Here is a 21,247-nt window from a genome sequence, read left to right on the forward strand (position 1 = left end):
GCAGGCAAGGAGGGACGGTCCGGCATGGATTTTCGGCGCATTGAGTGGTTATTTTTAGTCGCCTTTATCGCCATCGATATTTTCCTGTTTGCGGCTTTTCAGCGCGATACCACCAGTCAGTCGGATGCGGCCTCGAGCCGTTCGGCCGATAGTGATACCACGATTGTCAAGGAGATGCGCGCAGACAACATTACGTTTAAAACGCCCTCCAAGCAAAGTAGCGAGGGGTATTACATCTCCACGACCAATAGTGCCACGCAGATCAAGGCAAGCTTGACCAGTCTGACGGACCAGACCGTGCGGTACGCCGATGGGTTGATTACGGCGACGTTTAAGACGCCCATCACCAATGTGGATACCCAACACCCCAACAAGGTCATGGATACCGTGGTGAGCAACAGTGCCTTGATTCTCGATGGGGCCGACTACCAATACAACGCACAGTTGTCGAGTCGCAACACGGTGGTTTACACGCAGCGGGTGGCCGACGGGCAGATCTATTCGCGCTACGGGCAGTTGCGCTTCAGTCTGACCAATGACGGGGCTGTGACCGGCTACACGCAAGGGTATCTAGCCGACGTCAAGACGTTGCGGGAAAAGACCGAGACAATTTCGGAACGTAAGGCGTTAATCGGGCTCTATCAATATAACCAGATTCAAAATAACACCAAGGTCGTGTGGACCAAGTTGGCGTACACGCGTTACTTCACCTTGAAGAACAGTAGCGTGTACATTCCAACCTGGGTCATCGCGGTTAAACCCACTAGTGGCAACAACGCGGGGGTCTTACAGCTCAAACGCGTGAACGCCTTTACGGGGACCATCCTGACGTCGGATAGCAACGTCAAGACGGTCAGCGGGAGCACCACGACCAGTAGTTAATGGATAATGAAAAAGCGGCCAGTGATGGTCGCCTTTTTTATTGGAAAGAAAACTGGCCGCTTCCGGTCCAGTCAAAATGGGCTGGAACGGGGTGGGCACGGCTGGCTGGGGTTTATGGTGTGGCCGCCGGTTAAAGCGACGGTCCGCCAACCATGATTCCCGCTTGTCATCGTGAAAAAAATTCGGTAAAATTTGGGAGAATTATTTTGCGCATCGCCGGTTACGCGGCGTAAGGAAGACCGGTCGGGACGGTTTTGTGACGATGGTGGTCGGTCACGGTTACGTAAAACGCGTTACAAGCGTCCCGGAATGCGGTATTATAGCGGTATTAGGTCAAGAGAGGGTTCGATAAAGTGAGTACGCAACAAGTAGACGACTTACGCATCAGCATTTTGTCCAGTGGCAGTACGGGCAATGTCTGTTATGTGGAAAGTCCCAACGAACGCCTGCTGATCGATGCAGGCTTGAGTGGTAAGAAAATTGAAAAACTGATGGGCGATATCGACCGGAGCTTGACCGACGTCAACGCGTTACTGGTGACCCACGAGCACACGGATCACCGCAAGGCCGTGGGCATTCTGGCCCGCCGCTACGAACAATTAGACGTCTACGCCAACCAGGGGACCTGGGACGCGATGGCGCCACGGATCGGTAAGGTCGATTTAGCGCAAAAGCATTTGTTTGCGCCGGATACGGTCCAAACCTTTGGCGACATCGACGTGGAGAGCTTCTCGGTCTCCCATGACGCCGCCGAACCCCAGTTTTACGCGTTGCACTACCACGACAAGACCTTCGTGATCTTGACGGATACCGGCTACGTGTCTGAGCACGTGGAGGGCGTCATCAAGGACGCCGACGCCTACCTGTTAGAATGCAACCACGACGTCGAGATGCTGCGGATGGGTGACTATTCGTGGCCGTTGAAGCAACGGATCTTGGGCGACAAGGGGCACCTGTCCAACGAGGAAGGCGCCGACGTGCTGATGGACGTGCTGGGTAACCGCACCAAGAAAATCTACCTGGGGCACCGCAGCCTGCACAATAACATGAAGTCGCTGTGTCATCTGACCGTGGCCTCGATGATGGAAAACCAGGATTTCGGGGTGGGCAACGACTTCAAGTTGATCGACACCAATCCCGAAGAGGCCACTCCACTGGAAGCCATCTAAAACTTTAAGGACTTCCACGAACTTTCATCGCAAAAAATTCACACTCGCCCGCTAAAATAAGAGGTATAAAATTTTAGATTACCAGTAATGGGGGTCGAGACTCCGCGCTGAACTCGGGCACGTGACACAGCGTTGCCTGGGTGGCCGGTGAGCCAATCAGTACGCGGAACGACACCCCAACGCTGTGTGTGATCAGAATATGAGGAGGGTTAGCGCAGACGCGCAAAGACGATGGCTGATAATAACAATAACAACACACAAAACCAATTTAATGATCAATCACAACCGACGCCGGAGCCAACGCCGCAACCCCGGAAGCGTGGTCAGATGACCATGACCAAGGTGGCCGTGACGGCGGCAATTGCCGGACTGTTAGGTGGTGGGGTTGCTTATGGGGGCATGAATTACCTCAATAATAGCGGCGTCACCTCGACGGCGGTGCCCGCGGGCTCTAACAAGACGGGTAACACCAAGACGTCCAACGTGACGGTCAACGTGAACACCCAAGCCACCAAGGCCTTTAATCAGGTCAAGGGCGCCATGGTGTCCGTGATTAATTTACAAAAACAAAGCAGTAGTAGTGGCACGTTAGGGGAACTCTTCGGTCAGAGTTCGTCGTCGGGTTCGACGTCGAAATCCGCTTTGGAAGAGGCCTCCGAGGGGTCCGGGGTGGTCTACAAGAAGAGCGGCAATACCGCCTACATCGTGACCAACAACCACGTGGTGTCGGGGTCCTCGGCGCTGCGGGTGGTCACCAGTAGTGGCCAACAACTCCAGGCTAAGCTGGTTGGGAAGGATTCCGTGACCGACCTGGCCGTGTTGAAGGTTAACGGGTCGTCGTTAAAGACGGTGGCCTCCTTTGGCGACTCGGATAAGATCAAGGTCGGTGAAACCGCCCTGGCGATCGGGTCACCGCTGGGCAGCCAGTACGCAACCTCGCTGACGGAAGGGATCGTTTCCGCCAAGAAGCGGACGATTGAAACCACCAACTCGGCCGGCACCCAAACCGGGAACGCCACGGTTATCCAGACCGATGCTGCCATCAACCCCGGGAACTCCGGTGGGGCGCTGATCAACGTCGGTGGTCAGGTTATCGGGATCACGTCCTCGAAGATCGCGAGCGACACCTCGGGGACCAGCGTCGAGGGGATGGGTTTTGCCATTCCGTCGAACGAAGTGGTCAACATCATCAACCAACTGGTCAAGAAGGGTAAAGTGGTGCGGCCGGCGCTGGGGATTACCTACGTCGACTTAGCCAACGTTTCGTCGTCGCAACAGAAGTCGGTCTTGAAGTTGCCGTCTAGCGTCGACGCCGGGGTCGTGGTGATGAGTACCTCGTCCGACTCGCCGGCCAAGAAGGCGGGCTTGACCAAGTACGACGTAATCACCGAACTGGGTGGCCACAAGATTAGCGGCCAGTCCACGTTGCGGGACCTGTTGTACAAGTACAAGTTGAATGATTCGGTCTCGATGACGTACTACCACAACGGTAAGAAGAAGACTACGACTGTGAAATTAACGGAAACGTCGTCCCAATTGAAGAGTTCGTCGACCACGGCTAACTCGGAAAGCTAAATCTAACGTTAATAGAAGCGGATCTCACGGAGAGTGGGGTCCGCTTTTTGCGTGGCTGGAAAAGCCGAAAATTTAGAACGGTTAGAAGCGGTGCAAGCCGGATGGGACCGTCACCACTCCGAACGAAAAAAGGGGATAGATGGGGGTAATTCAGGTCGCTAAAAAGTGACGAAAATTCTGTGGATAACTTGTGGATAAGTCGATTCACAAACTTGAGCGAAAAATGAGGAATGGTGGAAAACTGGGGATGGTAGCGGTTATTAAGTTATCCACAGGTTGGCAAAATTCGTGGGGATAAGTTAGGATAATTGTGAACCATATGGCTAGAAATGCTGTTATGACGGGAATTAGTCTTTGTGCGAACAAACATATGTTTTTGTGGATAACTGTGGATAAGTCGAAAACGATTGACAAATCGAAAAGAAATAGATGTGGGGGTGGGGAAATTTGCAACCCCCTATATCTGGCATTTTGGCGATTGAGCCTGTGGATAACTTTGTGAATAAGTCGGGCTGATTGGAAGCGGTGGGTGGTTGAGTGATGCGGGTGCGAAAGTGACCGCTCGGTGTGTGCTACTGGGATTTGAGGCGGGAATGAGTGCTGAATTCGGGGGTCAATGGGACGAAAACAGCGGAATTACCGTGGTAGTGGGACAAGGTTAACGGTAGAAAGCAAAAAAACGGGTGACGGCCGGTGGGATTACCGGGGTCACTCGTTTTTAACAGGATTGAGGAAGAGAGTCGAATTACGGAACGTGGTGTGGGTCGAGTGTGGGAATGTTTCATGTGAAACATCGGGGGCGAGCGGTTAACGAATTCGGGTGGAAATCCGTGATAATGGTGCTTTCAATCTACCCTGGGGGGTATCTAGAAAACAACTAATAACGGCCTTGGCGGGGATTTGCCGAGATGGTGAGATTCGGGGTATAATCAACCATAAAGTAGTCGGTTCCGAGAGCGTAGAACGTTATGCACCTGGGGATAACTGAAATTGGAGGACGTTATGAACATCAAGTTTGTGGTGGTAGGTAAGTTGAAGGAGAAGTATTTTAAGCAGGGCATTGCGGAGTACGCCAAGCGGCTTTCCCGCTTCTGTAAGTTCTCGATTGTGGAGGTTCCCGATGAGAAGGCCCCGGAGAGTCTCTCCCAGGCACAAATGGACCAGGTGATGCAGGCGGAAGGCGACCGGATCTTAGGGAAGATTAAGGACCGCGAATACGTCTTTGCATTGGCCATTCTGGGCAAGGAACGCTCCTCGGAGGAGTTCGCCAAGGAAATTAAGGACCTGACCACCTATGGGCACTCGGATTTAACTTTCGTGATCGGTGGCTCGTTAGGTCTGGCGCCGGAAGTTCTGAAGCGCGCGAACACGCAGATCTCCTTTGGTCGGTTCACGTTACCCCACCAGTTGATGCGGTTGGTGTTGACGGAGCAGGTGTACCGGGCGTTTATGATTAATGAGGGGTCTCCATATCACAAGTGATGCGGTTTTTTCAGTCAGGAACCGCTGTGTAGGGTGTTACGGGAGTCCGTATCACAAGTGATGCGTTTGATTTTTTAAAATTATGAAAATAAACAAAAACACTTTTGTGGAAATAAATGATAGGTGTATATCTTACTAAAAATAATAGACGTTTACAGTGATGGGAGAAATACTAATGAGTTCTAAGATTGTGATGCAAGATTTCATCAAGGACTTGGCGGATCATATAAATCAATTGAGTATTGATAGTGCGCAAGGCAGCCTGGAAGTAGCAAAAAAATATCCGGTGTCACCTAATGACTATTTACGATACGCAAAAGTAGAATTGAATGCGATTAAAGGTAAAGAATTAAGTGATGATAATGTTCGTCATGGGATAAATTGTGTTAATCATTTAAAACGCGCGGCGGATGAAATGATGAATGTTTTTTTAAACCGACTAGGTCTTCTAAAGTTAAGCAACAAGAGAAATTTAAAGTTTAAGAACAAAACTCAATTTTTTGTCGATATAGGTGTGCTACAAAATTATTCTGCGGATAAGCTTAATACTATTAGGAATGGGATTGAACATGACTTTTCTGCACCTGATATAGAAACTATTCATTTGTATTACGACATTGTGTGGTTTGTCGTCCAAAATTTAAAATTACATTTACAGATAATGGCTAGATATGAATCTATGGAAGGTTATATCTATGGGGACATAAATATAGCTCATAGTAAACACTTTGATTTGGAATATAACAGTGCAGAACGAGAATTTCTATTCAAAACGGAGTTAGATAATAAAGAAAAAAATGGGGAAGTAATTTTTAATTTTAATGACAAAGAGAATATGTACGCAAAAATGTTTTTAGTTTATTGGAAATTAATTGAATTTTTTGGAGATTTTGATTTGGAATCGGCTAAAGAAGATATTGTAAGAATTAGTACTATATTGTGATGTTAGGTGTTTTACATATAGTATATAAGTAAATAATGAGATTCGCTTTGTAACTTAAAATGTAGAGAATATGGAGGCGCATATGGACGTAGAAGATTTTGGGAGAAGAATAAGTATGATCGATACCCAGACTTCTAAGGCGAATGCATACGATTTGAGATGGGGACAGCACCATGATAGGTGGTGGACTGGACAGCGAGAACATTTGGGCGTGTGGTGCATGTTTCAGCCCACCGGGGGTGTTCTGGGATATCCACACAGACCCAATCATTCTGCCAGAACAATGTATATAAATTTCGGTAGGCCTGAGACCTTGGTTTGGTTAGCTGAGGCAGCGGGAGTTGATGATGATCTTTTAGACAGAGTGATAGCCAGTATTTCTAATGATTTTCCCGCTAGAACAAGATGCGGCATATTGAGACAAATAATATCGTTTGAGATGATTGCAGGTAAATTATCTCAAGTATTGGTATAAGTAAAATTATTCTTCATAGTTTGTAAACTTGATTCTGAAAAGCATATTCTATATGTACTTATTATGTGAGTAAAAAATTATAAAAGTAGAAATTTAAAGCGAACGGACAGTGGCGTTTGTCTTGTGATTCGGGATTGCGGGAGAACTGCGGGGTGACAGGGTGCTTGGTGTGACAGGGATGACAGCTAGTTGACCCGTTTTCCCGTTAGTATTTATTATAGGTTTTGCTTTATGTATTTATGTCTTACTCGCTTTTTTAGCGGGTTTTCGGGGTATTGTTGATTTGATTATGTTTATGAACAAAAATCGGCGGGGCCTTTGGGGGGCTCCGCCGATTTTTTCTTGCTGTGTTATTGATACTTGGATTGGCCGTTATGCGGCCTAGGGGCCTGTCTACTAAGCACGCTGTTCCAGCTGTGCTGCTCCTTGCAAGCATGAACTAGGGGCGTTCATGCTCTTAGGTCGCTTGTTACTGAGGTTGGTAGTCTGTTTGTATCTCTTTTTGAAAGAGGTATTTTTGATGATTGTTATTAGGTGAATGGGTATTTGCTGGTAGGGAGCGTCGGTCGGCCACAAGTCGCTGCGTTCCCGTGACAACTGTTTCACGTGAAACGTTTCGTAGCATGTTATTATTGAGTTGATCAGGATGGGTGTCTCGGAGAACGGCAGTGTATTTTATTTCTGATGTATGATTAGAATCAGTTGTGTACAATTAGGAACCGCTGTGTCGTGTGTTACGGGTCTCCGTATCATAAGTGATGCGGTTTTTGCGACCTCTCGGAATAATCGTACTGTTCGAAGCACCTTTTAGGCGCTTAGGCGAATTACTATGGAAATCAATGATTGTGCTTGGACGAGCGGCCAGATCAAAACGGCGGATCCCATTGGGGGTCCGTCGCTTTGACTTCTTCATCGATTTTTAGCTGGTTTACATGTTCGGGTCAAACCCGTTTCCAGTCATCACAGCGACCCGAGGCCGGTCTCCATTCGTACCGGGCTTGCTAACGCCGACGGAATCGCGAACGTCTAAAGTCGGATTCTGAATCAGGCTGACCGCGTAAGCCGCAATGCTTTGCCGGGAGACCTCGGTTCCCACGAAGGCATCGTGGCGGTGTGTCGTGGTATAACTGACCTCGTCATCGTTCGTCAGCCAGGCGGGACGAACGATGGTGTAATCCAGGTCACTGGCTTCGATGACGTCTGCCGCGGCCCGGTAGGTCTTTAAATAGTCGGGCAATGCCCGGTTATTTAGCTCGCCAAATTTGCCGGGGACCTCATCGTAGATGCCCAGTGAGGAGGTCCAGATCAGCCGTTTAACGTTTTGCTGGTCCATCACCGTCACTAAGGTTTTCGCCGCCGTGACGACATCGCCCCCTAGACTGGCGTACACAACGTCCTGTCCCTGAATCGCTGACGTCAATTGCGCCGGATCGGTGGCATCACCGACCAGAATCTTAGCGGCTTGCAAATCGGCGGGGAGCTTTGCCCGATTGCGCAAGAACAGGGTTAACTGAATAGTCTTGTCGCGTAACAAGGTTCGTTCCGCCCATTGAGCAATGCGACTGGTAGCACCAATAATTAAAATATTTTTCATGGTTAGACGACCTTTCTAGTCAGTTATGGTAAGGTAACGGTCAAGGGGCATTCGTTCGGAGCGAAACTGGTTGATTCTAGCTTGCTCATCGCGATAGCCCAGCCCAATCCCCATCCCAAATTGGTAGTCGGCTGGGACGTTTAAAATCGTGTGTAATTGTTGCGGGTCAGCGACGAATTCCGCGGCCGGCATTGAGTCGACCCCCAGCGCCGTCGCGGCCAACATGAGCGTCTGACCGAAGGCGCCAAGGTCGTAGGCGGTCCACAGAGAGGCCTTAGCGGGCATCAAGAGGTAGGCAATGGCGGGCGCTGAAAAGAGCTGTGCCGAAGCGGTGGTCATCTGCCCGTATTGGGCCCCGAGAAACGACTGCAGGTCAGTTGACCAAGTCCGCACGTTGGACCGGCCTTGCGCGGCCATAGCGTCGCGATGAAGGGGTGGAAATTCGGAATTTCCGGAGCGCCCTGATTGCAGGGCTGCTAGGTGGGCCCGTTTGATTTGCGTGAGGTGTTCACCGGTTGCCACCACGACCCGCCAAATTTGATCGTTGGCCCACGATGGGGTGGTCCCGGCAGCTTGTACGATTTTGGTAATCGTGTCGGTAGGTAACGGCCGTTGGCTGAACGCTCTGACTGAATGCCGATTTGCTAAAACAGTTTGAAAGTCCATCGTTTCATAACCTTCTTTATGACGAATTTTAGGAACGAGGCTATCATAACCGTATTAGTTACTTTTAGTAAGAGACCACTTTTTTGTTAGCTAGCCACTTAAAAGTAAGAATTGGACAACCATAGGACTTTGAGGAGATAAAAAATCATGAAGAAAGATGAGCCGATGTCGATTTGCCCGTGTGCTATTACCATTGCGATGCTGAGCAGTAAGTGGAAGATTTTGATTCTGCGTGAATTACTTAAGGGAACGTGTCGCTATCGCGATTTGCGCGAACGGGTCTTTGGTGTTAGTCAAAAAATGTTGACGCAAAGTCTAAAAGAGCTAGAAGCGGATGGGCTAGTTAGTCGGCGAATTTATCCGGAAGTGCCGCCACGGGTTGAGTATAGTCTGACGGACGATGGGAACAGTCTGCGACCCGTGATTCAGGTTCTGGATGACTGGGGCGCCCATTACGTTGCCGAAAAGGATCCTGATTATGTCGCCACCCGGTTCAATCTGGACGCACCGAAAAACAATTGGATGAAGATTCCGTATAATGAGTCGCTTTAGTTGCTGGTTAACAGGCATAGATGAGGCTAACTGATCTGTTACTAAAAAAACGACGAGTTCCCCAGTAGAGGTGCTCGTCGTTTTAAGTTGGATTAGAGATTTTCTTTAAAGAAACTAGAGAATTTGTCGAATGGAATTTTGTCCAGCTGGTCGTACAGGTCCACGTGATCCGCGCCGGGAACGATGATCAGTTCCTTGTGATCCTTCAACCGGTGGTAGGATTCCTCCGCCATATAGCGGGAGTGGGCGTTTTCACCGGTGACAATCAGGACTGGCCGTGGGGAGATTTCATCGATGTGGGCCTGCAAATGGAAGTTGTAATAGCTCCACGGAGTCGTGGCGGTCCAACTACTCGTCGAATTGATGGACCGGGGATGGAACGCCCGTTGCTTGTAGTACTTAAAGAACGCCGTGGTGATGGGGTCGGCGTTGTCGGGGAGTTGATCGGGTAAGATGGTTGGGAATAGCAGTGGGTGGTTCTGGTCGTCAAACATCAATTCGTGGGGGCCCCGACCAGTAGTACCATTTTCGGCATCTTGCCAGCGCTGGTTGGCGAGATAGTCCTTCTCCAAGTTGCGCTGTTCGTCGGTCTTGGTGTTGCCAACACCCTTCCACATCGAATCCGACATGTCGTACATGACCGAGGTGGCCACGGCCTTGATTCGCGTGTCGATGGACGCTGCGGTCAGGACGTGAGAGCCAAGACCACAGATGCCAATCGCCCCAATTTTTTCGCGACCAACAAAGGCCTGAATCCCAATAAAGTCAACGGCTGCGGAGAAGTCTTCCACGAAGATGTCCGGGGAGGCCACGTTACGAACCGTGCCAGAGCTTTCACCGGTGGTCGATTGATCGAAGGCCAAGGCGACAAACCCACGTTCGGCCAGCGTCTGGGCGTAAAGTCCACTGGATTGTTCCTTTACGGCTCCGAACGGTCCGGAAATCACGATGGCCGGGTAGGTCTGCTGGTCATTAAAGTCAAGGGGGAGGTAGAGGTGGCCGGCCAGGGTAAAGCCGTACCGGTTGTTAAAGCGGACGTTATGAACGTCGATGGCGGGGTTGATCTTGAAGACGCGCGTATCGTTGGCTAATTTTGACATATTAGTGGGTCCTTTCATCAATCAATTGGTAACGGAGGTAGTCCAGACGGTCTAACTGGTCCTGAGCAACGTGGAGCTGGGCGAGGGTCGCTGAGCGTTCTTCGTTCAACCGTTGGGCTTGCTGTGCCCGGGGGAGCTGTAGAAATTGGGTAATCCAAGTTTTTGAAAATCCGATTTCTTGTAATGTGGTTTGCGTTTCACTAGGTGTTAGCGTATCGAACGACCTCCCTTCTATGCTAGTTATCATACGAGGAAACGCCTATAATGTTAAATACTAATTGTGAATGGCGAGTCATAACTTGAACACATGACTAGAAAGGGCGGATGATGATGGATTTACAACAGCTGCAAAACTTCTTGGTGGTGGCCCAGGAAGAAAACATTACCCACGCGGCGGACTATCTCCATCTCTCACAACCGGCGCTTTCTCGCCAAATTAAGGCACTGGAACGGGAATTTGGAAAACCGTTACTCGTTCGTGAGGCCAAAAAGGTCCGGTTGACCAGAGATGGGGTGCTGCTCCGGAAGCGGGCGGCGGAAATTACTAAATTGGTAACGAAGACCAGTGATGAGCTCCGAACCAATCAGCATGAGTTAGACGGCGATATTCTCCTAGGCGTTAGTGAGACGGATGCGGTTCGGTTCATTGGTCAGGTCGCGGCGGACTTGATTCAACGCCACCCCAAGATTACGCTGAAACTGCACAATGGAAACAACGAATCAATCTTGAACATGGTTAATAGTGGTCTGGTAGACCTGGGGTTATACTTTGGTCGAGTCGATCAGAATGTCTTTAACAGCCTGCCGTTGCCCCAGTTGAATCGTTTTGGAGCGTTGTTGCCCAGTGACCATCCGTTGGCCGCTAAAGCGGTGCTCACTCCGGCTGATTTAGTCCAGGAATCCCTGATTCTTTATCAGGAAGCGTTAACTGACGGCTCGCTAGCCAAATGGTTTCAGCGGGATTTAACTGATTTGCGAATTGCGGGAACGTTTGACATGTACCTCAGCGCGCAGAAGCTGGTGGAGAGTGGATTAGGGATTGCGTTGGTCTTTGACGACTTGGTGGGGTATCATGATGCAGAATTGACCTGTCGGCCCATTACACCAGAAATCGCGGTTCCCGTGAATCTGATTTGGAAGAAGTACCAGATCTTTTCGGACACGACTCAGGCGCTATTAACGGCGGTGAAGGCAGCAATAGGAAGAGATTGATGGAGCAGGATGAACCGCTGTGTAGGGTGATACGAGTCTCCGTATCACAAGTGATGCAGTAAGTAATGTTAAGGAGGAAAACTAATTATGGGTGCAACGGAAATGGCAGCACTATCAGGGCTTATTATGGCCGTAAAAAGTGCTGCTCCGGCAGTTGTAGAATCGTTAAATAATGCTTATGATTTTGCGGTGGGTGATTGGATACGGGAGCGTAAAATATCTTGTGTAAACGCTGATTCATTTATGTAATAGAAAAGGGAACGTCTTCCCTGTATGATTAAAGGTACCTACACCACAATCACAAAGGAGACGTTCCCATATGAATGAGCTTAGCACAGAAATCATGTCAGCACTAGCGAAAAAGGAAGATGTTGGTGAAATTATTCGTCAGGCCGTTGAGCAAGCCGTTAATGGCTTGCTTAAAACTGAACTCACAGCCTTCCTAGGCTACCAGGCATACCAACGTCCAGATCAAGCTACTAATTACCGTAACGGTGTTTATGAACGCCAATTGACGACAAAATACGGTGAGATTACCGTTCAGGTCCCACGGGACCGAGCAGGTCAATTTGAGCAACAAACGATTGATCGTTATCAGCGACGGACTGACAGCCTGGAAGATATGGTCATTCATCTGTATCGTCGGGGAATTACGACGAAAGAAATTGCCGAACTGATGGAAAAGATGTACGGCAGCTATTACACCCCAGCCACCATGTCGAACATTACGCAGAATGTGGCCGAACAGGTCGAACGTTTCCATCAGCGAAAGTTAGCTGATAAGTACGCAGTCGTGTACGTCGATGCGACTTACGTGCATCTACGGCGGGATACGGTGGAGAACGAAGCGGTCTACATCATGATTGGCATTCGTCCCAATGGACGTAAGGAAGTTCTCAACTACACTATCGCACCAACCGAATCAAAGACTATCTGGGAGGAACAACTCCAAACAATCAAAGACCAAGGCGTCCAGCAAGTCCTTTTATTTGTGGCCGACGGTGTCATTGGCTTAACCGATGCAGTCACACAATACTTTCCCAAAGCAAAGCTCCAGCGTTGTCTCGTCCATGTAGCTCGTAACTTTACAGCCAAGGTTCGGGTCAGTGACCGTAAGCCGATCAATGATGCCTTTCGTGATGTTCGCCAATCAGCTACGGCAGTAGCTGCAAAACAAGCCTTAACGGTTTTTATCGATAAGTGGGGTAAAAAGTATCCTAGCCTTAAGAAGCTTGCGCAAGAGGAGAATTTATTTACCTATTACGCTTTCCCCAAGGCCGTTCGTCATAGTATTTACTCAACCAACCTAATCGAATCTTTTAACAAGGTCTTCAAATCCAATCTCAGGAAGAAGCAACAATTTCCAAACGAGGATTCTCTAGCAAGGTTTACCGTCACTCAGTGTTTAGATTATAACGACCGCAATACCAATCGGACGCATCGCGGTTTTGCCAGTTGCCGGGACACTTTCGACTCAATGTTTGAGTAAACTAACTTAGAAGACTAGTCATACAAAGACGAGTTTACACAAGATTCTTGACACACCCTTGGATACGTTCATGGAATGATAAACGAAAGGTTAAACTACAATATAATCTTGATGAATATAAATTGGCATTATATAAGAATATAAACCAAATTCCTAATGATGAAATGAAAGAGCCAGATTTAAGTATCTTGGGTCCTGCATTAGATGCTACTAAGTATTATATTGAGGATAAAACGATGCGGGATTTATTTGCTCATGTTGCTGCCGGTGCGATGGACTCTCGACTAGATGGCATAAATCGGTCAGCATTTGTCGAGTTTATTAAACAGATGACGCCTTTGGATGCAAGAATATTGAGACAGATGCAAACGGAAGTGTTGATTAAAAACGGAGATAAGACTTTACACATTGCAGCAGGAGGGCCAATACCGATAATTGATGTTAGTTCCAGAGATGATAGAAGTATGCAGATAATAAATGAAAACATTGTTCCTGATTCTCTGGTAGATACACTAAAGGTAAAAGGATTTTCTGAGGTGGCATCTTCAATTGATAATCTTAGTAGATTATCAATTATTGAAAAGCATATTGGTGGATTAAGTAGTTGGAGAATGAAATCTATTACAGAGTGGTTTAAAAATAACAGTGCTGTCATGTTAGCACAGGAAAACTTAGAAAAAGAGCGTGAACAATATAGATCAGATATTCATAAGCGAGATAATAGAGAAATTGTCGAAAAAGACGGTGTAAAGACAATAAAGACCTATGCGTTCACGGAAGACCTAGATGCTGGATTACGACAAGCTGAACAACGAAGAATTGTTAAAGAGAATGCATTTATAAGGTAGATTGCAAATTTAATCCGAATTTTTGGACAAATTGGTCAGCATAACCTGATACGGTGTTTGCCAGTCGAGTATTTTAAGCGGTCGCTGGTTAATTTGGAGTAACGTCGTCGTTAAATCTTGAGCACTAATGTGCTCAAAACGAGTCCCCTTAGGATAAAAATAACGTAAATTCCGATTAAAGCGTTCATTACTACCACGTTCAGCTGGCGTATAAGCATGACAGTAATAGGTCTTAATACCATATTTGTCAATAGCGGCGTAGAAATGTTGGAAAATGGCGGTTTAAAAATGTAGGTTTTTGGCGGTTAGTTTGTTGCTTTTAGGCGGTATGATTTTCCAGTTATCTTGATGATATGGGAATGATGAACTAAGCGGTCTAGAATGGCAGCGGTGACTGTTGGATTCTTGAAAATCTCGACCCATGTTGAAAGCTCGCTATTGCTAGTAATTATCGTTGAGTGTCGTTCATATCGCGCATTAATTAACTGAAAAAGAAGGTTGGCTTCGTCATGTTCTACTGGTAAATAGCCGATCTCGTCGATAATCAATAAGTCATATCGTGCATAACGGTTAATACAACGGTCTAGGGCGCCCTTCTCGTAAGCCGTATGCAGCCTTAGTAAGAGGTCATGACAGTTGATAAATAGGGTTCGTTTTCCTTGCTGACAGGCCGCCATGCCTATTCCAATGGCTAGATGCGTCTTACCGACGCCCGGACTACCGATAAAGACTAAGTTTTCTTGTTTCTCCAAGAACGCTAAGTCGCTAAAACTCTTTATTTTCTGCTGATTAATACTGGGCTGAAATGAGAAGTCAAAAGTTCTCAAAGATTTATTCTGGGGGAACCTTGCTCGTTCAACTATTCGTTGAACTTGACGTTGTTCTTGCCATTCAAGCTCCACGTCAGTGAGCTTAAGCATAGCCTCTGTAAATGAGAGTTCTTGCTCGTTGATTTGATCAAGAAAGTTTGGTAAGTACGCATGCATCTTGGCTAAACCCAAAGTATCTAAGTTGGTCATTAATTCCTGGAATTTACTATTCATTTATTTACTCCTCACACTTCGTCATATTGAGATAGATGTTCTGCGATAAATGCCTTAATTTCTTGATCATTCCGACCTTTAAGGAGGTCGGATTTTAGGATTTGAACGCGGTCATCCTCATGATAATTTAAGGCTTGAGTCGTAATGTCGTGCGAACGGATTGGTTCTCCGTTATAATAGATTTGAAGTTGGCGTGCATTATCAGATAGTTCAATGTTGACTGTCCGACCTATGTAACGCGGATCTACAGAGTACTTGCACTTACGGAAGTTAACCATCGATTCCTTCGATACGACACGGGTAATGTCTTCTTCGAAGAAGGAATCTAGCAGGTTAGCCGGTAGTTCGTGGAGGTACTCTTTTTCTTCGTACTCAAATTTATCTAAAGGAACTTGGTTCGTTGATTGTGACACTTCGTGATTTAAATCATCGCAGAGTTCATCGACGATATGAATCAAATCTACGCCATCATCGAACTCATAATTATATGGCCGGAGACGTTCGATGGTTCGTGCCAAGGCTTCCACGACTCCTTTTGTTTGTGGCCTTAACGGCCGACAAGCAATTGGTTTATAACCGGCATCTTGACAGAATTGTTTAAATCGTTCGTTGAACACGGCCCTTCCAAAATTAGACTTTGAGTGATCAACGACTTGCTTCATGTTATCGAACCAGATTTCATGAGGAACGCCACCAGTTGCTTCGAAGGCATCATCTAAGCAACTGAACAGGGTATCCTGACTCCGATCGAAGACTAACGTAATGAATTTCAACTTTGAAAATGGTAAAACATACAGGAAGACATTGAAGTGATGTGGCTTCCCATCGCGTGAATATAGCGTCATTTCTTCCTTCCAATCCACTTGAGCTGATAGTCCAGGCGTGTGTTCAACACGTATTGTAGCTTTATGAACTTTTTCTTTTTTGAGACCGGCGCAGTAGTTACGGACAATCGTGTATTGGCCAGTAAATCCCTTCTTCTGAATGAATTTGAAGATAGCCATCGCTGAACAGTTAAGCTCAATCTTATCTTCAATAATGTCTCGGTAAGCGTCAAGCTTACTGGGACGCTTAGTCGTTTTCTTCAACGCTATTGGGGCTTGGGCCTCTTGAAATGCTCGTTTGGCGGTGCGGTAATCAACCCCGTATTGTCGGGCTAGGGCAGCGTAGTTAGGCTTTAAATTATTTTTCACGTAAGTCTGCACTCCTTCTCGAATATCGTATCTCACATCGATAACCTCCTTGGTTCCAATGTGATTTATGATATCAAAAAATGTAGGAAAACCGACAATTTCTAATTGCCATTTTCCTACATTTTACGACCGCCATATACACATATTGTGATTCAAATGATACTAGCCCACTAAACTCAGTACCACGGTCCACAGTAAAACTGTGCACCGGTCCATTAAAAGTTGTTAGGAACTTAGTCAGTGCTTCATTAACACTCGCTGTCGTTCGATCTTTTAACCGGTATGCCCAAAGGAACCGTGATTTTCGATCGATTAAAGTTAATAAAACTGCCTTACTATGCCCACGAGGACCAACGACTGTATCTAGTTCAAAATCGCCGATGCGATTACGTTGATTAATCATCATGGGACGCTGTTCAATTGATCGCCCCAAAGATTGATTATATTTGGATCGTTGGTCAACGTTACGCCGTTGGCGTACGCCATGTTCAGGTAGATCATTCAAGGAGAAATCAATTCTCCCCTGATTTAGCCAATTATAAATAGATTTAGTAGCTAGTTTAAATTCGTGAGCAATCATTCCTGGTGACCAGCTTAGACGTAAATGGTTGAGAATTTTTTGCTTTAACTCATCGCTCAGCTTAGTTTTCCGACCACATCGTGATCGCTTGTATTCGGCATCTGTTTGTGCTAATTCAGCCTGATAAGGTTGACATCGAGATAATTCATAAGAAATTGTTGACGGTGATCGGTTCAGCCGAACGCCCATTTGGATATTGGACAGCCCTAGTTCACAAAAGGTTTCGATTTTAATTCGTTCGGAATAGGTTATACTAGACAAAAGATCAGCTCCTAAAAGATGGGTTTGTGGTAAACACCATTTTAAAGGAAGCTGATCTTTTTTGTCCGAACAGCGTTCGGATTAATTTTACAATCTACCATAAAACTAACTTCTCTGGGGGAGAATTTTTGTAAAGTGTGTTTGCCCAGTGCTAATGATAAATAGTTAGTGTTGTTAGGACCTATAATAAATGTAAAAATATTAGCAGTGATAGTTAGAAAGCACTATGTATATTACGGTGTTCTGTACCATATAATGGTGCAATTTTTAAAATCTACACGTAAGAGGCCATTCAGCGTTAGCGGGATGGCCCATTTTTGGTTGCATTGTGGTTGCTATAGGGCCGTTATAATTTATCAATTGGGTATCGCATAGGATTCGATTTTTGTAATTCTATAGAATAACGATTGACATTAATAAATCAACTTGATATACTTACACCATTAAGTGAAGTAATTCAAAAGACTAACAGGAGGAAACTTATGAAATATGAAGAGCATAGACTGGGGGACCTTGTTAAATTTACTACAGGGAAGCTATTACCAAGAATTACGGATACCATTGATGAAATACCGAGTCGTCGAATGATATACAATCCGTTAGCGGAGACAACTAAGTATATCCATGGAGATTCTGATTTACCAGTGATTACGTCAGAGCAGGTTGGTATCTCCATGCTTCAACGGGAAGCTTACTTAGTTGAAGACTATCCTCAGGTAGATGAGCAAGTTTTAACTGCAAATTTTACTGCTGTTACATTTAATAGCCAATTAGACCGAGGCTATTTTGTATGGTGGTTTAACCATAGTATTGAGGCTCAACGCCAACTTAAAGCTTCTGGGCAGTTGGGCCGTCGAGTAGTAGCCAGTGATTTGCGTAAAGTCACTATTTCTGTACCTGATTTATTATTACAAAAAGATATTGGATGCCTTTATGCTATTGGTCAGAAACAGGCACTTACTTTAAAAGAAAAAGCTGATTTAATGGAAGAGCACACCTTACAATTTATTAGTCAAAAAATGATGAAGGAATGATACGAAGATTTCGAAAAAATTTAACGTAATTTTGTAGTAGATGTGGTGCGTTAATAAATATAAGGAAGCAGGTGGGCTATGATGGTATTAACAACTGAAAAAAAAGCATTAATCTGGAAGTCTTTAAATGACACTCGAGGAGGAATTGAACCATCAGAATATAAAAACTATATTTTTGGGATAATGTTTTATAAGTTTTTATCGGAAAAGGCACAAACTTGGTTAGAAGGTGTGGACCATAAAAAAAGCCAAATTCAAAATTCCGACGAGTTGTTCAAGGCTATGCAAAAGAAATTGGGGTACATCATTCGGCCGGGAGAAATGTTTTCCGATTGGAAGAAAGCTATCGATGAGGGTAAATTTAATATAGCAATGGTTATTGATGCGTTAAGTCACTTTGATCAAGGTGTTAGTCAGGATGCTAAAGAGAATCTTGCTGGTATTTTTGATGGTATGGATTTGGTATCGTCGCGACTAGGCCCTAGTAACCAAACACGAACTGCGACGTTAGTATCTTGGATTAAATTGTTAGATAAAACTAAACTTGATACTCAAGACAATGTATCGGGGGATTTATACGAATATTTAATTGAAATGTTTGCGAACAATTCCGGCGCAAAATCAACAGATTTCTATACACCACATCAGGTATCGGATATTATGGCTCGAATCTTAACCGAAGGATGCGAGCGCCAGAGAGAGCATACATTGTACGATCCGGCGATGGGGTCAGGTTCATTATTACTAACCACCTCATCTTATATGCATAATATAGTTGCCAAGGAAGGTATTAAATTCTATGGTCAGGAAATCATTACGACAACTTATAACTTAGCACGAATGAATCTCATGATGCACGGTGTTGATTATAAGGATATTGATTTACGGAATGCTGACACACTGCAAAATGACTGGCCGAATGGTCCTATAAACGGAGTTGATACGCCACGATTGTTTGATACGGTTATGGTTAATCCGCCTTACTCCTTAAGATGGGATAATACTTCTAGAGAAGATGATCCTCGCTTTAGATACGGTGTTGCGCCTAAGTCTAAAGCTGATTATGCCTTTTTGTTGCACGGCCTTTATCATCTGAAATCCAATGGGCGAATGGCAATTGTCTTACCGCATGGGGTGTTGTTCCGTGGTGCGGCTGAAAAGAAGATTCGTAAACAATTATTGGAACATCACAATATTTCTGCAATCATTGGGTTGCCTGCCAATATCTTCAATAATACTGCGATTCCTACAGTAATTATGGTGCTAGAGAAAGATCGGGAAAGTGATGATATTCTCTTTGTAGATGCATCCAAGGGATTTGAAAAGTATAAAAATAAAAATATCTTTCGCCAGGAAGATATTGATAAGATCATTGAGACATACCGTAAACGGGAAGACGTTAGTCGTTATTCACATGTTGCGACGATGGCTGAGGTCATTGAGAACGATTATAACTTGAACATTCCCAGATATGTGGATACTTTTATTCCACCTAAAATCATTCCTTTAATGGACCTTGAAGATCAATTAAACCAGCTAAATAAACAGTTATCTGTCTTAGAGGAAGATGGACAACGTATTATGACAAAGTATCAGGAGAACTAGAATAGTTATCAACGGGTTACTGCTCGAGATTACAAATGGAATTACATTATGCTACTTCAAAGAAAATAGAATTTTAATACAAACAGAAATAAGATTTGAATCAAAAATAAAAACCATATATTTAAGTGAGCCTTTTTCTGGTATAAATTATGCAAATGATTAACACCAATCACTTAAACGAAAAATTTGCTTGTATAATAAAAGCTTAGAGCGGATGGTATGTACGTTAGTCGTCAATTAGTCAACGAAAGTAGGAAAAAAGTAAATGGCCGGGTGTGTCAAGAATCTTGTGTAAACTCGTCTTTGTATGACTAGTCTTCTAAGTTAGTTTACTCAAACATTGAGTCGAAAGTGTCCCGGCAACTGGCAAAACCGCGATGCGTCCGATTGGTATTGCGGTCGTTATAATCTAAACACTGAGTGACGGTAAACCTTGCTAGAGAATCCTCGTTTGGAAATTGTTGCTTCTTCCTGAGATTGGATTTGAAGACCTTGTTAAAAGATTCGATTAGGTTGGTTGAGTAAATACTATGACGAACGGCCTTGGGGAAAGCGTAATAGGTAAATAAATTCTCCTCTTGCGCAAGCTTCTTAAGGCTAGGATACTTTTTACCCCACTTATCGATAAAAACCGTTAAGGCTTGTTTTGCAGCTACTGCCGTAGCTGATTGGCGAACATCACGAAAGGCATCATTGATCGGCTTACGGTCACTGACCCGAACCTTGGCTGTAAAGTTACGAGCTACATGGACGAGACAACGCTGGAGCTTTGCTTTGGGAAAGTATTGTGTGACTGCATCGGTTAAGCCAATGACACCGTCGGCCACAAATAAAAGGACTTGCTGGACGCCTTGGTCTTTGATTGTTTGGAGTTGTTCCTCCCAGATAGTCTTTGATTCGGTTGGTGCGATAGTGTAGTTGAGAACTTCCTTACGTCCATTGGGACGAATGCCAATCATGATGTAGACCGCTTCGTTCTCCACCGTATCCCGCCGTAGATGCACGTAAGTCGCATCGACGTACACGACTGCGTACTTATCAGCTAACTTTCGCTGATGGAAACGTTCGACCTGTTCGGCCACATTCTGCGTAATGTTCGACATGGTGGCTGGGGTGTAATAGCTGCCGTACATCTTTTCCATCAGTTCGGCAATTTCTTTCGTCGTAATTCCCCGACGATACAGATGAATGACCATATCTTCCAGGCTGTCAGTCCGTCGCTGATAACGATCAATCGTTTGTTGCTCAAATTGACCTGCTCGGTCCCGTGGGACCTGAACGGTAATCTCACCGTATTTTGTCGTCAATTGGCGTTCATAAACACCGTTACGGTAATTAGTAGCTTGATCTGGACGTTGGTATGCCTGGTAGCCTAGGAAGGCTGTGAGTTCAGTTTTAAGCAAGCCATTAACGGCTTGCTCAACGGCCTGACGAATAATTTCACCAACATCTTCCTTTTTCGCTAGTGCTGACATGATTTCTGTGCTAAGCTCATTCATATGGGAACGTCTCCTTTGTGATTGTGGTGTAGGTACCTTTAATCA

The 21,247-nt window shown here is 45.6% G+C and carries 20 protein-coding genes and 2 pseudogenes; 13 read left to right on the top strand and 9 right to left on the bottom strand.

The genetic code is table 11. From position 1 onward, the window contains the following. Window positions 1-24: 24 nt before the first annotated feature. From RI501_RS01215 to RI501_RS01240, 6 genes are all read left to right on the top strand, one after another. On the top strand, window positions 25-882 hold the full coding sequence (locus RI501_RS01215) for a two-component system regulatory protein YycI (RefSeq protein WP_313819980.1): 858 nt from the start codon (window positions 25-27) through the stop codon (window positions 880-882). Between the two features lie 353 nt (window positions 883-1,235). After that, entirely contained in the window at window positions 1,236-2,051 is an 816-nt protein-coding gene (locus tag RI501_RS01220; RefSeq protein WP_313819981.1) for an MBL fold metallo-hydrolase, read from the top strand. Window positions 2,052-2,282: 231 nt separating this feature from the next. Further along, window positions 2,283-3,626 carry a S1C family serine protease gene (locus tag RI501_RS01225; protein WP_396442501.1) on the top strand — a complete coding sequence of 448 codons (1,344 nt, stop codon included), beginning with the start codon at window positions 2,283-2,285 and terminating at the stop codon, window positions 3,624-3,626. Window positions 3,627-4,628: 1,002 nt separating this feature from the next. Next, complete coding sequence (rlmH, locus tag RI501_RS01230) at window positions 4,629-5,108, top strand: 23S rRNA (pseudouridine(1915)-N(3))-methyltransferase RlmH (protein WP_313819982.1); 480 nt, start codon at window positions 4,629-4,631, stop codon at window positions 5,106-5,108. Window positions 5,109-5,283: 175 nt separating this feature from the next. After that, complete coding sequence (locus RI501_RS01235; protein ID WP_313819983.1) at window positions 5,284-6,051, top strand: hypothetical protein; 768 nt, start codon at window positions 5,284-5,286, stop codon at window positions 6,049-6,051. 82 nt (window positions 6,052-6,133) lie between these two features. Beyond that, window positions 6,134-6,526: a hypothetical protein gene (locus tag RI501_RS01240; RefSeq protein WP_313819984.1), complete on the top strand. Its 393-nt coding sequence runs from the start codon at window positions 6,134-6,136 to the stop codon at window positions 6,524-6,526. Between the two features lie 928 nt (window positions 6,527-7,454). On the opposite strand, the gene RI501_RS01245 is transcribed toward RI501_RS01240, so the two are convergent. Together RI501_RS01245 and RI501_RS01250 are read right to left on the bottom strand one after the other, a co-directional pair. Next, window positions 7,455-8,120: an NAD(P)H-binding protein gene (locus RI501_RS01245; protein WP_313819985.1), complete on the bottom strand. Its 666-nt coding sequence runs from the start codon at window positions 8,118-8,120 to the stop codon at window positions 7,455-7,457. A gap of 15 nt (window positions 8,121-8,135) precedes the next feature. Further along, window positions 8,136-8,786: a nitroreductase gene (locus RI501_RS01250; protein ID WP_313819986.1), complete on the bottom strand. Its 651-nt coding sequence runs from the start codon at window positions 8,784-8,786 to the stop codon at window positions 8,136-8,138. 147 nt (window positions 8,787-8,933) lie between these two features. Between RI501_RS01250 and RI501_RS01255 the strand changes: the two genes are divergently transcribed. Next, complete coding sequence (locus RI501_RS01255) at window positions 8,934-9,338, top strand: winged helix-turn-helix transcriptional regulator (RefSeq protein ID WP_396442502.1); 405 nt, start codon at window positions 8,934-8,936, stop codon at window positions 9,336-9,338. A 92-nt stretch (window positions 9,339-9,430) separates the two neighbouring features. On the opposite strand, the gene RI501_RS01260 is transcribed toward RI501_RS01255, so the two are convergent. After that, window positions 9,431-10,438: an alpha/beta hydrolase gene (locus tag RI501_RS01260; RefSeq protein ID WP_313819987.1), complete on the bottom strand. Its 1,008-nt coding sequence runs from the start codon at window positions 10,436-10,438 to the stop codon at window positions 9,431-9,433. A gap of 1 nt (window position 10,439) precedes the next feature. Further along, window positions 10,440-10,685 carry a hypothetical protein gene (locus RI501_RS01265; RefSeq protein WP_313819988.1) on the bottom strand — a complete coding sequence of 82 codons (246 nt, stop codon included), beginning with the start codon at window positions 10,683-10,685 and terminating at the stop codon, window positions 10,440-10,442. 83 nt (window positions 10,686-10,768) lie between these two features. Here RI501_RS01265 and RI501_RS01270 point away from each other — a divergent pair, with 83 nt between their 5' ends. From RI501_RS01270 to RI501_RS01285, 4 genes are all read left to right on the top strand, one after another. Beyond that, window positions 10,769-11,650, top strand: coding sequence for a LysR family transcriptional regulator (locus RI501_RS01270; protein ID WP_313819989.1), 882 nt, complete (start codon window positions 10,769-10,771; stop codon window positions 11,648-11,650). A gap of 87 nt (window positions 11,651-11,737) precedes the next feature. After that, the gene (locus RI501_RS01275; RefSeq protein WP_313819990.1) at window positions 11,738-11,899 is read left to right on the top strand and encodes a hypothetical protein; all 162 of its coding nucleotides are present in this window, start codon (window positions 11,738-11,740) and stop codon (window positions 11,897-11,899) included. A gap of 70 nt (window positions 11,900-11,969) precedes the next feature. Then, on the top strand, window positions 11,970-13,139 hold the full coding sequence (locus tag RI501_RS01280) for an IS256 family transposase (protein ID WP_313819991.1): 1,170 nt from the start codon (window positions 11,970-11,972) through the stop codon (window positions 13,137-13,139). 47 nt (window positions 13,140-13,186) lie between these two features. Beyond that, window positions 13,187-13,987: a DUF4393 domain-containing protein gene (locus tag RI501_RS01285; protein ID WP_463673216.1), complete on the top strand. Its 801-nt coding sequence runs from the start codon at window positions 13,187-13,189 to the stop codon at window positions 13,985-13,987. Between the two features lie 9 nt (window positions 13,988-13,996). Here RI501_RS01285 and RI501_RS01290 read toward each other — a convergent pair. The 4 genes and pseudogenes from RI501_RS01290 to RI501_RS01305 all read right to left on the bottom strand — a co-directional run. Then, window positions 13,997-14,233: pseudogene (locus RI501_RS01290) on the bottom strand (transposase); the annotation flags it as partial. A gap of 59 nt (window positions 14,234-14,292) precedes the next feature. Beyond that, complete coding sequence (istB, locus tag RI501_RS01295; RefSeq protein ID WP_048734105.1) at window positions 14,293-15,030, bottom strand: IS21-like element helper ATPase IstB; 738 nt, start codon at window positions 15,028-15,030, stop codon at window positions 14,293-14,295. An 11-nt stretch (window positions 15,031-15,041) separates the two neighbouring features. Beyond that, on the bottom strand, window positions 15,042-16,259 hold the full coding sequence (gene istA, locus RI501_RS01300) for an IS21 family transposase (RefSeq protein WP_048734103.1): 1,218 nt from the start codon (window positions 16,257-16,259) through the stop codon (window positions 15,042-15,044). Window positions 16,260-16,365: 106 nt separating this feature from the next. Continuing rightward, window positions 16,366-17,064: pseudogene (locus RI501_RS01305) on the bottom strand (IS30-like element ISLpl1 family transposase); the annotation flags it as partial. Window positions 17,065-17,546: 482 nt separating this feature from the next. Here RI501_RS01305 and RI501_RS01310 point away from each other — a divergent pair. Both RI501_RS01310 and RI501_RS01315 read left to right on the top strand, forming a co-directional pair. After that, complete coding sequence (locus RI501_RS01310; RefSeq protein ID WP_313819993.1) at window positions 17,547-18,098, top strand: hypothetical protein; 552 nt, start codon at window positions 17,547-17,549, stop codon at window positions 18,096-18,098. Between the two features lie 81 nt (window positions 18,099-18,179). After that, complete coding sequence (locus tag RI501_RS01315) at window positions 18,180-19,703, top strand: type I restriction-modification system subunit M (RefSeq protein WP_313823100.1); 1,524 nt, start codon at window positions 18,180-18,182, stop codon at window positions 19,701-19,703. 329 nt (window positions 19,704-20,032) lie between these two features. Here the strand turns inward: RI501_RS01315 and RI501_RS01320 are convergent, their stop codons facing one another. Further along, complete coding sequence (locus RI501_RS01320) at window positions 20,033-21,202, bottom strand: IS256 family transposase (RefSeq protein ID WP_313819991.1); 1,170 nt, start codon at window positions 21,200-21,202, stop codon at window positions 20,033-20,035. Window positions 21,203-21,247: the final 45 nt, after the last annotated feature.

Source organism: Levilactobacillus zymae, from assembly GCF_032190635.1.
Taxonomy (GTDB): domain Bacteria; phylum Bacillota; class Bacilli; order Lactobacillales; family Lactobacillaceae; genus Levilactobacillus; species Levilactobacillus zymae_A.